Origin of the sequence: Streptomyces kanasensis (assembly GCF_043077165.1) — a bacterium.
Taxonomy (GTDB): Bacteria; Actinomycetota; Actinomycetes; order Streptomycetales; family Streptomycetaceae; genus Streptomyces; species Streptomyces changanensis.
Genome location: NZ_JBIBSF010000004.1, coordinates 546,436 through 559,734, shown reverse-complemented (window position 1 = coordinate 559,734; position 13,299 = coordinate 546,436). Strand labels below are relative to the sequence as shown.

Genomic DNA, 13,299 nt, shown 5'->3' with positions numbered 1-13,299 from the left:
CCGACACCCCCATCATCACCACCGACGCACGCCACCGCGCCGACGCCAAGAGCGCCCTCATCACCCTCGTCGAACACGCCCTCATGGCACGACTGCGGTGACGAGGCGTTAGACGGTCCCATACGCGCGGGGGCCCGCACACCGGACGGTGTGCGGGCCCTCGCGCGTTGCCGGCCGACCTGCCGGGCCGTGGCGCGTTCCGGGCGGTGCGCGGTCCGGGCGGTGGCGCTCCGGCCGTGACGCCCTCCGCGCGGTGGCGCGTTGCCGGGCGACGCACCGGGCGGTGGCGTGGTCCGGCGCGGTATACCGGCCAGGGCGCGTTCCGCGCGGTGGCGTGGTCCGCGTGGTGGTCCGGGCCGTGGCGCGTTGCCGGGCGGCGCACCGGCCGTGACGCGGTCCGCACGGTGACGTGGTCCGGCGCGGCGTACCGGCCAGGGCGCGGGGCGGTGGCGCTCCGGCCGCGGTGCCCTCCAGGCCGTGGCACGTTCCGCGCGGTGGCGTGGTCGGCGTGGTCATCCGGGCCGTGGCGCGTTGCCGGGCGACGCACCGGCCGTGGCGTGTTGCCGGGCGGTTCGGCGGGTGGGGGCACGGGACGCGGACGGCCGAGGGCCCCGCACCCGGGACGGGTGCGGGGCCCTCGGCCGCGTCGTACGGGCGGTGGTCAGCCCTGCCAGGAGTGCGGCGCCCGGAAGCCGGTCTGACGCTCCAGGCGGCGCCAGCCGGCCGCGGAGTGGGCGCGCCGCGCCGGGGCGGCGGCCGGGCGGGCGTTGGCGCGGGCCAGGATCACCGCGGTGAGGGCGGCGAGCTCCTCCGGTGCGGCGTGGCCCTTCTCGACCCGGAGGAGGGAGGCGTCTGCCAGGGGCGTGGTCACGGGTTCTCCTCGTTACTGCGGCGGGTTGCCGTGCTTGCGGGACGGCAGGTCTGCGTGCTTGGTGCGGAGCATGGCGAGCGACCTGATGAGCACCTCGCGCGTCTCGGCCGGGTCGATGACGTCGTCGACCAGGCCGCGCTCCGCGGCGTAGTAGGGGTGCATCAGCTCGGCCTTGTACTCCTTGACCATGCGGGCGCGCATGGCCTCGGGGTCCTCGGCGTCGGCGATCTGCCGGCGGAAGATGACGTTGGCCGCGCCCTCGGCGCCCATGACGGCGATCTCGTTGGTCGGCCAGGCGTAGGTGAGGTCGGCACCGATGGACTGGGAGTCCATGACGATGTACGCGCCACCGTACGCCTTGCGCAGGATGAGCGAGATGCGCGGCACGGTGGCGTTGCAGTACGCGTACAGCAGCTTGGCGCCGTGGCGGATGATGCCGCCGTGCTCCTGGTCGACGCCGGGCAGGAAGCCGGGGACGTCGAGGAGCGTGACGATCGGGATGTTGAACGCGTCGCACATCTGCACGAAGCGGGCGGCCTTCTCGGACGCCTCGATGTCGAGGACGCCGGCGAGGGTCTGGGGCTGGTTGGCGACGATGCCGACGACCTGCCCGTCCAGCCGGGCGAGGGCGCAGACGATGTTGCGCGCCCAGCGCTCGTGGACCTCCAGGAAGTCGCCGTCGTCGACGAGCTCCTCGATGACCTTGTGCATGTCGTACGGGCGGTTGCCGTCGGCGGGCACGAGGTCGAGCAGGACGTCGCCGCGCCGGTCCGCGGGGTCCTCGCTGGGGTGGACCGGCGGGTTCTCGCGGTTGTTGGACGGCAGCATCGACAGGAGGTAGCGCACCTCGGCGATGCAGGTCTCCTCGTCGTCGTAGGCGAAGTGCGCGACGCCGGAGGTCTCCGCGTGGACGTCGGCTCCGCCGAGACCGTTCTGCGTGATCTCCTCGCCGGTGACCGCCTTGACGACGTCCGGGCCGGTGATGAACATCTGCGAGGTCTCGCGGACCATGAAGACGAAGTCCGTGAGGGCGGGGCTGTAGGCCGCGCCGCCGGCACAGGGGCCGAGCATCACGGAGATCTGAGGGATGACGCCCGACGCCCGGGTGTTGCGCTGGAAGATGCCGCCGTACCCGGCGAGGGCGGAGACGCCCTCCTGGATGCGGGCGCCGGCGCCGTCGTTCAGCGACACGAGCGGGGCCCCGGCCGCGATGGCCATGTCCATGATCTTGTGGATCTTGGTGGCGTGGGCCTCGCCGAGCGCGCCGCCGAAGATCCGGAAGTCGTGCGCGTAGACGAAGACCGTACGGCCGTCGACCGTTCCCCAGCCGGTGATGACACCGTCGGTGTAGGGCTTCTTGTTCTCCAGGCCGAAGCCGGTCGCCCGGTGCCGGCGCAGCTGCTCGACCTCCCGGAACGACCCTTCGTCCAGCAGGAGCTCGATGCGCTCCCGGGCCGTCAGCTTGCCCTTGGCGTGCTGCGCCTCGGTGGCGCGCTCACTCGGGCCGCGCCGGGCCTCCTCGCGCAGGGCCTGCAGCTCCGCCACACGCCCGCGGGCATCGGTGGGCTCGCCCCGGGTTTCGTCCACAACGGTCATGTACCGACCCTACGGAGCCGACCAAGGAAAACCCGCCGTTGACTCCGTACAGTCTCCGGACGGATCTGCTGTGAGCCCTGAACAGAACCGCGTCGGAAGGCAACCGAAGTGCCAGCGTTGCACCCCCCTCCCTTGTGGAGTTCCCACAAGGGGTCCGCGCGGGGGTCGGGCGGGGCGCGTGGTTCCGTCAGTACGGCACCACGGTGCAGCGGTGTGGGGCGCACGCCGTACCGGGGGTGACGCGGAGACGGAGGGACGGTCCGGCGGAGAGTACCTCGACGGACGGGTCGTGGGTGAGGACGCGGCGCACCGGGTGGTGCCAGACGACCTCCAGGGGGCGGCCGGTGCGGGGCGGTTCGGCGACGTGCAGGGTCGCGGTGCGGCCGCGGCGGCGCAGCAGGAGGCTCGCCGGCGCGGTGGTGGTGAGCGGGCCGGCGGTGCCCGGCTGCCAGAAGGTGGCGAAGGTGAGCCCCAGGGACGGGATGCGGGCGGACTGCCGGGCAGCGGTGTTGTCGAGGACCTCCAGCCAGTGCGGATCGGCCGCGCGGGCGGCGACGGTCCGGCGGTCCGCTCCGGGCATCACCAGATAGGAGTACGCCGCGTCGGCGGGGTCCGTGCCGTGGTCGAGCCACAGGGTCTGGTACCGGCGGGTGCGGCGCTCGTCGCCGGAGGTGGCGTTGATGTCGCGCCAGGCGCCGGTGCGGTCCTCCCGCAGGGTGCGCAGGGCGGCCGTGCCGCCGGGCAGCACCCAGCCGCCGTGCCCGTCGAGGTGGGCCCAGCGCGATCCCGCGGTGAGGCGGGCGGTGCCGGCCGCGCCGAGGTTGCGGTTGTCGACGACCGTCTCGACGGGGACGCCGTCCGCGCAGGCGATGCCGGCGCCGAGGCAGACGACGGCGTCGGCGGCGCAGAACCAGGACTTGCGCGCCTCCAGGGTGGAGCCGAGTCCCCGCAGGTGCTGGCCGACGGCGGCGAACTCGCCGTCGGTGACGCCCCCCACCCAGCGCGCGTCGGGCTTGGGCGCGCCCCATTCACCGCCCTCCCGGTCGGCGAGCCGCCGGGTCGACACGGTGGTGCCGGGCAGCCGGTAGGGGTCGACGGTGGGCCAGAACCAGTCGGTGTACTGGCCGTCGCCGGCCGTGCCGGCGCCGGGACCCCACCAGGAGAGCATCCCGGCGCCGGTGTGCCAGCCGCGCGGGTTCTCGCCGTTGCCGCACTCGTAGTGGGCGATCCGGTCCGAGGCCATGGCGATGCAGGCGGCCCACCCGGGGCGGTGGTGGACGGCGCGGTCCATGGCGGCGTACAGGGTGTGGCCGGTGGGTTCGGGGGCGGCGGGGACGGGCGAGGCGGCCACGGCGTGCAGTCGGGCGAGGTCGGCGACCTCGAACCGGGGGGCGGTCAGGACGGGGCTGACGGTGTCGCGGGCGATCCAGCCTTTGACGAGGGCGTGCCAGCGCTCGCGGCGGCCGGGGTCCGCCCCCTCGGCGAGGAGCGCGATCGCCGCGATGACGCCCTGGCCGTGGTAGTGGTCACTGCGCAGGACGCGGCCCGGGTCGTCGCGGAGGATGCCGCGGCTGGTCGCGCGGCCGCTGACGGCGTCCATCATCAGGCCGTTGCGGAGCAGGGGCGCGTACGCGCGTTCGACGCCGTCAAGGACGTTCACCCGCTCCGGGTCGACCACCTCCCAGGGGGAGCCGGCGAGGAGGGCGAAGAGACACGCGAGCCCGTCGAGCAGCACCTGCCCGTAGGTGCCGGTGTACGGGACCCAGGCGTGCTGGACGAAACTGCCGTCGGCGTACAGGCCGTCGCCCCGGGTGACGTGGGGGAAGACGGGCGAGAGGGCGTCGCGGGCGAGGGCGACGCGGTCGGCCCGGCGGCCGAGGACGCCGCTCAGGGCGGCGGCGCGGCAGAGGTCGACGCGGTTGGCGCCGGTGGAGGTGCCGCCGTAGTGGAGGAGGGTGCTGTCGGGGACGAAGTGGTCGACGGCGGCGCAGGCGGCCCGGACGCGGTCCTCGCCGAGCCGGTCGTGGAGGGCGGCGACGGTGTCGAGGAGGAGGCGGGGGCTGCCGATCTGCCACTCCCACCAGTTGCCGTGGCGGGCGGCGCCCGGGTGGTAGACGCGGGCGGCGACGTGGTCGAGGCCGGTGCGGACGGCGTCGAGGAGGGCGGGGTCGCCGGTGCGGCCGGTGCCGGGCCGGACGTACGCCTGGGCCATGGTCCACAGGCAGCGGTAGGAGTGCGTGATGCCGGACGGCGGGTCGAAGGGGTGGCCGGGCCACAGGGAGGTGGGGGCGGGGGCCATCGCGGACTCGTACCGGCCGGCGAGCGCGCCGGTCTCGGCGAGGCGGGTGGCGTAGGGCTCGGCGGCGGGGTCGTAGCCGGTGCCGAGCCGGAGGGCGAGCCAGCGCAGGCGCAGCGCGTCGAAGTCCGGGGCGGACGGGGCGACTTCGCCGGGGCCGGGGGTGCGGGGGGCGGCGCCGGGGGTGTCGGCCGTGTCCGCGTCGCGCCGGGCGCCGGCCGGGGCGGGGACGGCGGGGGTGGCGGTGGCGGCGAGGACCGCGGTGGTGGCGGCCGCGGCGGTGAGGAAGGTGCGGCGTGAGGGGTCGGGGGCGTGCTGCGGCACGGGGCGCCTCCCGGGGCGTCGGCGGGGGGTGGGGGCCGGAATCGGGGCGGGTCGGGGCGGGCGGTGGTGGCGCACGCGGTACGGAGGGATGCTGCCCGGCCCCGGGCGCGGCCGATCCACCGGAACGGAGGACGGAGACGCTAGGACGGATCGAGATGGTTGAACTTTGAACCAGATGGGTCTACAGTCGAAGTAGTTCAACGTTCAACGAACGTGACCACCCGCGAAGGAGTACGTCATGGGCCTGTTCAGCCGCACCTCCGGCACCGCCACCGCCACCCGTACCGCCACCGCCGTCGACCCCGCGCTCGCCGCGCTGACCGGCACGTACACGATCGACCCGGCGCACAGCACCCTCGGCTTCACCGCACGCCACGCCATGGTCACCAACGTCCGCGGCGCCTTCACCGACCACGAGGGCAGCCTGGTGCTGGACGGCTCGGACCCGTCCGCCTCGTCGGCCTCGATCGACGTCCGGATCGCCTCCGTCGACACCGGCAACGCCGACCGCGACGCGCACCTGCGCGGTGACGACTTCTTCGACGCCGAGGCGTTCCCGCTGATGACCTTCCGCTCGACCGCCGCGGAGGCGCTCGGCGGTGAGGACTACCGGATCACCGGCGACCTCACCATCAAGGGCGTGACCCGACAGGTCGCCATCGACCTGGAGTTCAACGGCGCCGCGAAGGACCCGTTCGGCAACGAGCGCGTCGGCTTCGAGGGCAAGGCCGAGATCCTTCGCTCCGACTGGGGCCTGACGTGGAACGCGGCGCTGGAGACCGGCGGCGTCCTCGTCAGCGACAAGATCAAGCTGACCTTCGAGATCTCCGCGATCCGCACGGCTTGACCCTCCGCCTGCCCCTCCCCCTCACCCCACAGCGCCCACCCACCGCCACCCGGCGGCAGAGGTGGGCGCTGGGCGTGGTGCTTCCGGCCCGCCGGACGGTCCCACTCCCCCGGACGGTCCCACTCCCCCGGACGGTCCCGGCCCCGCCCGACGATCCGGCCCGCCGGACGATTCCGCTCCGCCCGACGGTCCCGGCCCCGTCCGACGATCCCGGCCCGTCCGAAGATCCCGGTCAGCCGGACGGTCCCGGTCCTCGGTCCACCGGGCGTGCGCCACCCGCCGCCCGCGGCCCGTGCAGGCCCGGCCCCACCGCCGTCCCACCGCCGTCCCACCGCCGGGCCGCCGGGGTACGGCGCCCATAATCGCGGGATGCGACGCACCACCCGCCCGGACCACCGCCCCGTCGCGGGCCCGTCCGGCCGAGACCGCCTCCCCTCGTTGACGGGCCTGCGCTTCTGGGCCGCCCTCGTGGTGGTCCTCTACCACCTGTCGCGCCAGGTCGGCGAGGTCCCGTGGATCAGCGCGGCCACCTGGTACGGACGCAGCGGGGTCACGTTCTTCTTCGTCCTGTCCGGCTTCGTCCTGGCGTGGACGTACGACGGGCGGCGCGTGCCGGTCAAGGTCTTCCTGTGGCGGCGCTTCGCCCGGATCTGGCCGCTGCTCGCCGTGACGACGGCCCTGTCCGCGGCGGCGTACGCGGTCCTCGGCACCGAGGTGTCCGTACGGGCCGTGGCCGCGACGCTGCTCCTCGCCAACGCCTGGCTGCCCGACCCCGACCTGCTGCGGGGCGGCAACCCGGCCGCCTGGTCGCTGAGCGACGAAGCGTGGTTCTACCTGCTGTTCCCGCTGCTGACGGCGGTGCCGTGGCTGCGGTCGGCGCGCGGTCGCCTCGGCGTCGCGGTCGCCGTGTGCGCGGTGGTGCCGGCCGTGTGGCTGTGCGGCGCCGTGATCGCCGACCCGGTCGTCCGGTCGTGGGCGCTCGGATACTTCCCGGTGACCCGCACCCCGCAGTTCCTCCTGGGCGTCGTGGCCGGGCTCGCCGTGGCGCGCGGCTGGCGGCCACCGCTCCGGCCGGGCGCGGCCGTCGCGCTGGTCGCGGCGTGGCACCTGGCGCTCGTCCCCTGGTCCCGGGCGGTGCCGGACGCGCTCTGGTACAGCCCGTACCAGGCGTCGCAGCTGCTCTCCACCCCCCTGTTCGCGCTGCTCGTGGCCGCCGCCGCGCACGCGGACCTGCACGGCCGCCGGACGGGCCTGGCCGGCCCCCGGTCGATCCGTCTGGGGCACTGGTCGTTCGCCTGGTACCTGGTCCACGAGATCGTGATCCGCCTGTGGACCGGCGCGTACGGCCGCCCCGAGGGCCTCGCGGCCACCGCGCGGGTCTGGTTGCTGGTCATCGCCGCGAGCCTGGCCCTGTCGGCCGCCGCGTACCACTGGGTGGAGCGCCCCTGTGAGCGCCGCCTCCGCGGCGCGGGCCCCCGCCCCGCCCCGGCGGCCGCGGAACGCGGAGCCGCGCACTCCGGTGCCGGACGCGGGGCCGCGCCGGGGGCCGGCTAGAACCCGCCGCCGAAGTCCCCGCCACCGCCCATCCCGCCGCCGAAGTCACCGCCGCCGCTGCCGAAGCCGCCGCCGAAGTCGGACGGGTTGTAGTCGGCGCCCGAGAAGTCGCCGCCGGCGAAGGAGTCGTACGCGCCACCGCCGTACTCACCCGCGTACGCCGGGGTCGCCAGGGTGGTGCCGAGCATCGTGCCGATGAGGAGGCCCGGGAGGAGGGCGCCGCCGTAGTAGCCGCCCGCCCAGGGGCCGTACGCCGGGCCCGCCTCCCAGTACGGGCGGGGGCCGTGTGCGGTGGCGACCTGGCGGGACTGCGGGTCCTGGCCCGCCTTGACGCGGGACTCGTCCGCCGCGCAGACCGGGACCTCCCGGGGGGTGCCGCCGTGCGGGGCCCACGGGAGGTCCGTCACGGACGGGCCGTGGCGCGGGTCGAAGAAGCACGGTGCCCGCCGCTCGGGAAGCGGGCGGCCCTCACGGCGGGCGGCGAGGACGGCCAGGGCGAACCGGCCGTCCGCGAGGGCCTCGGTCACGCCCCGGACGTCGTGGGGGTGACGGGCCCGGGCCATGAGCTGCTTCGCCCGGTCGTAGGCGTCCAGCGCGCGTTCGTAGTCGGAGCGCATCGCGTCGTCGGCGGACGGCTCCGCCGGGTGGAAGTCGAGGCGGTCCAGTTCCTCGCCGTACGCGGTGATGTCCTCGTCGACGACGACGCGGAGCTTCTCCAGCGCCTCCCGCTCCTCGGCCCGCTTGCGGGTGCGGGTGCGGACGGTCGTCAGCGACACGGCCGCCACCGCCGCGGCGAGCAGCACGCCGATGGTGATGAGGCCGCCGACGGGTGCGCCGTCACCCGGCACGCCCTCCCACGAGGACGGCGCCGAGCCGCGCGCCTGCGGCAGGGCCTGGTCGACGAAGGCGTTCAGTTCGGTCGTCGCGTCCACGCCCGGGCCGCGGACCGCCGAGACGAGGTTCTCCACGGCCTGCGGGGCGAGGACGGCACGGTCGGCGCCCGCGTCGAAGGCGTCGCCCAGGCGGACGGCGTAGACGCCCGTCACCCCGGTCAGGGTGCGCAGGTCGCGCAGGAGCGTCTCCTCCGGGAACTCCGGCGTGTCCGGCAGGACCGCCACCATCAGCGGCTTGTCCGCGGCGATGATCTTGCGCTCCAGCGCCTCGGCGGCCGGCGCCGGCAGCTGGCCGGCCGCCGCGGGGTGCACGTACACCGGGCCCTGGCGCAGGGCGTCCGCCGCCGCGCGCACCCCGTCGGACGCTTTGCCGGAGGCAGCGGGGGCCATGGCCAGGAGGAGCAGGAGGACCAGGCCCGCCACGGCCGACACGAGGGAGAGGGGGTTTCTCCTCATATCATCGACGCTACCCCATAGGGGGCGTTTTGCGTCTTCCGTTCGGCCTACTTCTCCGTCGGCCGCACGCCCGCCTTCAGCAGGCCGTACGTGTACGCGTCCACGAGCGCCTGCCACGACGCCTCGATCACGTTCTCCCCGACGCCGACCGTCGACCACTCGGTGTCGCCGTCGCTGGTGGTGATCAGGACGCGGGTGGTGGACTCGGTGCCGTGGCGGCCCTCCAGGATGCGGACCTTGTAGTCGACCAGTTCGAACTTGGCCATCCGCGGGTGGATCCGCTCCAGGGCGACGAGCAGCGCCCGGTCCAGGGCGTTGACCGGGCCGTTGCCCTCGGCGGTGGCGACGATCCGCTCGCCGTCCGCCCACACCTTCACGGTGGCCTCGTTGGCGTGGGTGCCGTCGGGGCGGTCCTCGACGATCGCCCGCCACGACTCGGTGCGGAAGTAGCGCAGCGGACGGCCCTCGACCTCCTCGCGCAGGAGCAGTTCGAAGGAGGCGTCCGCCGCCTCGTACGTGTATCCGCGCAGCTCCCGCTCCTTGACGCGGTCGACGACGCGGCCGACGAGCTCGCGGTCGTCACCGAGGTCGACGCCCAGCTCCTTGCCCTTGAGCTCGATCGACGCGCGGCCGGCCATGTCGGAGACCAGCATCCGCATGGTGTTGCCGACGCGCTCGGGGTCGATGTGCTGGTACAGGTCGGGGTCGACCTTGATGGCGGAGGCGTGCAGGCCCGCCTTGTGCGCGAACGCCGAGACGCCGACGTACGGCTGGTGGGTGGAGGGGGTGAGGTTGACGACCTCGGCGATGGCGTGGGAGATCCGCGTCATCTCGGCGAGGGAGCCCTCGGGCAGGACGCGGCGGTCGTACTTGAGTTCCAGCGCGGCGACGACCGGGAAGAGGTTGGCGTTGCCGACGCGCTCGCCGTATCCGTTGGCGGTGCACTGGACGTGGGTGGCGCCGCCGTCGACCGCGGCGAGGGTGTTGGCGACGGCGCAGCCGGTGTCGTCCTGGGCGTGGATGCCGAGGCGGGCGCCGGTGTCGGCGAGGACGTCGGAGACGACGGTCCGCACCTGGGGCGGGAGCATGCCGCCGTTGGTGTCGCACAGGACGACGACGTCGGCGCCGGCCTCGTGCGCGGCGCGGACGACGGCCTTGGCGTACTGGGGGTTGGCCGCGTAGCCGTCGAAGAAGTGCTCGCAGTCGACGAAGACGCGGCGGCCCTGCTCCCGCAGGTGGGCGACGGTGTCGCGGACCATGGCGAGGTTCTCGTCCAGGGTGGTGCGCAGGGCGAGCTCCACGTGGCGGTCGTGGGACTTGGCGACCAGAGTGATCACCGGGGCGCCGGAGGCGAGGAGGGCCTTGACCTGCGGGTCGTCGGCGGCCTGGATGCCGGCGCGGCGGGTGGCGCCGAAGGCGACGAGCCGGGCGTGCCGGAAGTCGATCTCGGCGCGCGCGCGGGCGAAGAACTCCGTGTCCCGCGGGTTGGCGCCGGGCCAGCCGCCCTCGATGAAGCCCACGCCGAAGTCGTCCAGGTGCCGGGCGATGGTCAGCTTGTCGGCGACGGTGAGGTTGATGCCCTCGCGCTGGGCTCCGTCGCGCAGGGTCGTGTCGAAGACGTGGAAGCCGTCGTCGACGGGCTGATCCGTGGTCATGGCTGTCCTGCTCCTGTGGGATGTGGCTCCTGTGCGGTCCCCCGCTCCGGTGGGGGTCCGCCCGCTCCGGTGGAGCCGGGGCCGGGGGAGGAATGGCTGGATCCACTTGCCCCCATTCTCGCGCGCCCTCGTCGGGCCCGTGGGTGGGGCCCGGAAAACGAAAAGACCCCTCGCGGGTAGCGAGAGGTCTGCGCGCGGGTCTGGGACACGGTGCCCGCTGCCGCGACGGAGTGCTGTCGGGGTTCAGCGGTCACTGCGGACCGGCGCGCTGCTGCCGATAATCATCGGGTTCGCGAGCATGGCGGCAGTGTGCCACACGGTGGCCGGTCCGTGGTCACGGGTCTCACCATGCGGGCAGGGTCGCGGGCACGGGTGGGCGGGCACAGCCGGCCGGTCGTCGGACGGTCGCGGTCGTGGTCGCGGTCGGGCGGTGATGACCGCGGCCGGGCGGTGTCGTCGGGGCGGTGACCCGGCGTCCGCGTCACCCCCGCGTCACCACTGGCATCCCGCCGTCCCGTCACCCCGTCACCCCGTCACCCGTCACCCGTCAGCCCGTCAGCCCGTCAGCAGGGTTTCCGTGAGGTGTTCGCGCACGTGGGCGAGGACCTGCTCCCGGCCGGTGCCCGGTATGCCCACCGCCACGTGGACGCTGAACCCGTCGAGCAGGGCGCGCAGCCGGGTCGCGTACCGGTCGGGGTCCACGGGGCGGACCTCGCCGCGCGAGATGCCCTCGGCGAGGAGGGCGACCAGGTCCCGGTGCCAGGCGCCCTCGATGGCGGCCTGCCGCTCGCGCGCCTCGGCGTCGGCGTTCTGCGAGCGGTTCCACACCTCCAGCCACAGGGTCCAGTGCGGGTCGCGCGGCCCGTCGGGGACGTACAGCTCGACGTACGCGGCGAGGCGCTCGGCGACGGGGAGGTGGTGGCGGGAGAGGAGCGCGCTGCGCTCGGCGCCGAGGCGGCCCTCGCTCCACTCCAGCGTCCGCAGGAGCAGTTCGTCCTTGGTGCGGAAGTAGTAGAGGAGGTGGCCGCTGCTCATGCCGACGTCCCGGCCGAGCCCGGCCATCGTCAGGCCCTCCAGGCCGCGTGCGGCGATGGTCGCCATCGCGGCCGCCAGCACCTCCTCGCGGGGCGGGGCGGTGTTGCGTCGGCGGGCGGCCCGGGCGTTGGCGTCGTTCACCCGTCCGTTGTACCCGATGCCCGGCCGGCCTCCGTCATCCGCTCCCGCAGCGCGGCCACGTCCCGGGCGGTCGTCGCCGGAGGCCCGGCGAGGTCGGCGAGCACGGTGGCGCGCTCGACGCCGAGCACCTCCTCCACCACGGCCGCCACCTGGTCGGGGGGCAGCGTCTCGGAGAGCAGGGCGAGGGCGGCGGGGTGGTCCTCGTCGCCCCAGCCGTCCGCCACGACGTCGCGCAACCGGACGACCGCGTCGACCGCGGCGGGCGGCAGCCGCGTCCAGGCGCGGCAACGTTCGACCTCGTCCGCCACCTCGGCCATGAACCAGCGCATGACCTCGTACGGCACGTGCCGGTGCCGGCCGCCGGCGTCGAGGCAGAACGACGGCTCGCGCCGCGGATCCTCGTCGGGGATCACCGCGGTGAACAGCCGCCGTTCGTCCCCGTGGTCCAGCTCCAGGTGCCAGGCGTCCTCGGAGAGCACGTAGATGCGGGTGATGCCGTAGCCGGAGGGCGGGGCGGGTCCGCAGGGCGGGGCGGGGTCGGTCATGGGCGCAGCGTGTCAGTCGCCGCCCCGTCCTGACCAGCGCTTTCCCCCCTCCGGCTGCCGCCCGGCGGTTCAGACCTTCGGCTGCTGCTGGGTGATGCAGTGGATGCCGCCCCCGCCGGCGAAGATCGTGCGGGCGTCGACCAGGGTGACGGTGCGGTCGGGGAACAGGCGGCGGAAGATGCCGGCGGCGTGCTCGTCGCGAGGGTCGTCGAAGGCGCACAGGACGACGCCGCCGTTGCAGAGGTAGTGGTTGATGTAGGAGTGGTCGACCCACTCGCCGTCCTCCTGCAGGACGGTCGGGGCCGGCACCTCGACGACCTCCAGGCGGCGGCCCCGGGCGTCGGTCTGCCGGCGCAGCAGCTCGACGTTGGCCTTGCACGGTTCGTGGTCGGGGTGGGCCGGGTCGGGTTGGGTGTGGACGACCACGACGCCGGGGCGGGCGAAGGCGGCGACGATGTCGACGTGGCCGCGCGTGCCGTACGTGCCGTAGTCGCCGGTGAGGCCGCGCGGCAGCCAGATGGCCTTGCGGGTGCCGAGCCGGGCGTGGATCTCGGCCTCGACCTCGGCGCGCGCCCAGCCGGGGTTGCGCTCGGGGCCGAGCTGGACGGTGTCGGTGAGCAGGACGGTGCCCTCGCCGTCGACGTGGACGGCCCCGCCCTCGTTGACCAGGGGGCTGCTGTGCACGGGGACGCCGGCGAGGTCCGCGACGTGCCGGGCGATCTTCGCGTCGTGCTCCCAGCGCGCCCAGTCGGCCTGGCCCCAGCCGTTGAACACCCAGTCCACGGCGGCCAGCCGGGTGCCGTCGGTGACGAACGTCGGTCCGATGTCCCGCATCCAGGCGTCGTCCAGATCGCGTTCCACGAGGTCGACGCCGTCGCCGAGGAGGTCACGGGCGCCGGGGGCGTCGCCGGGGGCGACGACCATGGTCACCGGTTCGAAGCGGCGTACCGCGCGGGCGACGGCCGCCCAGGCGGCGCGGGCCTCGGCCAGCTCCTCCGGAGTGGTGAAGGTGGGGTTGGCGGTGGGCCACGCCATCCAGGTGCGCTCGTGGGGCGCCCACTCGGGGGGCATGCGGAAGGTCATGGG

Annotated in this window: 10 protein-coding genes and 1 pseudogene; 3 read left to right on the top strand and 8 right to left on the bottom strand. The window is 74.8% G+C overall.

The genetic code is table 11. From position 1 onward, the window contains the following. A pseudogene (locus ACF053_RS14065) lies at positions 1–101 on the top strand (ATP-binding protein); the annotation flags it as partial. A gap of 560 nt (positions 102–661) precedes the next feature. On the opposite strand, the gene ACF053_RS14060 reads toward ACF053_RS14065, so the two are convergent. The 3 genes from ACF053_RS14060 to ACF053_RS14050 form a co-directional block, all read right to left on the bottom strand. Then, complete coding sequence (locus tag ACF053_RS14060; RefSeq protein ID WP_391954090.1) at positions 662–871, bottom strand: acyl-CoA carboxylase subunit epsilon; 210 nt, start codon at positions 869–871, stop codon at positions 662–664. 12 nt (positions 872–883) lie between these two features. Further along, positions 884–2,467: an acyl-CoA carboxylase subunit beta gene (locus ACF053_RS14055; RefSeq protein WP_058942279.1), complete on the bottom strand. Its 1,584-nt coding sequence runs from the start codon at positions 2,465–2,467 to the stop codon at positions 884–886. 187 nt (positions 2,468–2,654) lie between these two features. Continuing rightward, positions 2,655–5,087: a polysaccharide lyase 8 family protein gene (locus ACF053_RS14050; protein WP_391954089.1), complete on the bottom strand. Its 2,433-nt coding sequence runs from the start codon at positions 5,085–5,087 to the stop codon at positions 2,655–2,657. 238 nt (positions 5,088–5,325) lie between these two features. On the opposite strand from ACF053_RS14050, the gene ACF053_RS14045 reads away from it, so the two are divergent. Together ACF053_RS14045 and ACF053_RS14040 are read left to right on the top strand one after the other, a co-directional pair. Beyond that, positions 5,326–5,934, top strand: coding sequence for a YceI family protein (locus tag ACF053_RS14045; RefSeq protein WP_391954088.1), 609 nt, complete (start codon positions 5,326–5,328; stop codon positions 5,932–5,934). Between the two features lie 369 nt (positions 5,935–6,303). Continuing rightward, positions 6,304–7,488 (top strand): acyltransferase family protein, encoded by a 1,185-nt coding sequence (locus ACF053_RS14040; RefSeq protein WP_391954087.1) that lies wholly within the window; start codon positions 6,304–6,306, stop codon positions 7,486–7,488. Here ACF053_RS14040 and ACF053_RS14035 read toward each other — a convergent pair. From ACF053_RS14035 to ACF053_RS14015, 5 genes are all read right to left on the bottom strand, one after another. Next, on the bottom strand, positions 7,485–8,837 hold the full coding sequence (locus tag ACF053_RS14035; RefSeq protein ID WP_391954086.1) for a hypothetical protein: 1,353 nt from the start codon (positions 8,835–8,837) through the stop codon (positions 7,485–7,487). The genes ACF053_RS14040 and ACF053_RS14035 overlap by 4 nt on opposite strands. 47 nt (positions 8,838–8,884) lie before the next feature. Beyond that, on the bottom strand, positions 8,885–10,492 hold the full coding sequence (gene cimA, locus ACF053_RS14030) for a citramalate synthase (RefSeq protein ID WP_391954085.1): 1,608 nt from the start codon (positions 10,490–10,492) through the stop codon (positions 8,885–8,887). Between the two features lie 555 nt (positions 10,493–11,047). Further along, positions 11,048–11,593 (bottom strand): TetR/AcrR family transcriptional regulator, encoded by a 546-nt coding sequence (locus tag ACF053_RS14025; protein WP_391954114.1) that lies wholly within the window; start codon positions 11,591–11,593, stop codon positions 11,048–11,050. 71 nt (positions 11,594–11,664) lie between these two features. Beyond that, positions 11,665–12,213, bottom strand: coding sequence for a hypothetical protein (locus tag ACF053_RS14020; RefSeq protein WP_391954084.1), 549 nt, complete (start codon positions 12,211–12,213; stop codon positions 11,665–11,667). 69 nt (positions 12,214–12,282) lie between these two features. Continuing rightward, entirely contained in the window at positions 12,283–13,296 is a 1,014-nt protein-coding gene (locus ACF053_RS14015; RefSeq protein ID WP_391954083.1) for an agmatine deiminase family protein, read from the bottom strand. Between the last annotated feature and the right edge of the window lie 3 nt (positions 13,297–13,299).

Coding starts and splice junctions, on each gene's coding strand:
- ACF053_RS14055 (WP_058942279.1), bottom strand. CDS start 2,467: ATGACCGTTGTGGACGAAACCCGGGGCGAGCCCACCGATGCCCGCGGG.
- ACF053_RS14045 (WP_391954088.1), top strand. CDS start 5,326: ATGGGCCTGTTCAGCCGCACCTCCGGCACCGCCACCGCCACCCGTACC.
- ACF053_RS14040 (WP_391954087.1), top strand. CDS start 6,304: ATGCGACGCACCACCCGCCCGGACCACCGCCCCGTCGCGGGCCCGTCC.
- ACF053_RS14035 (WP_391954086.1), bottom strand. CDS start 8,837: ATGAGGAGAAACCCCCTCTCCCTCGTGTCGGCCGTGGCGGGCCTGGTC.
- cimA (WP_391954085.1), bottom strand. CDS start 10,492: ATGACCACGGATCAGCCCGTCGACGACGGCTTCCACGTCTTCGACACG.
- ACF053_RS14025 (WP_391954114.1), bottom strand. CDS start 11,593: ATGGCGACCATCGCCGCACGCGGCCTGGAGGGCCTGACGATGGCCGGG.
- ACF053_RS14020 (WP_391954084.1), bottom strand. CDS start 12,213: ATGACCGACCCCGCCCCGCCCTGCGGACCCGCCCCGCCCTCCGGCTAC.
- ACF053_RS14015 (WP_391954083.1), bottom strand. CDS start 13,296: ATGACCTTCCGCATGCCCCCCGAGTGGGCGCCCCACGAGCGCACCTGG.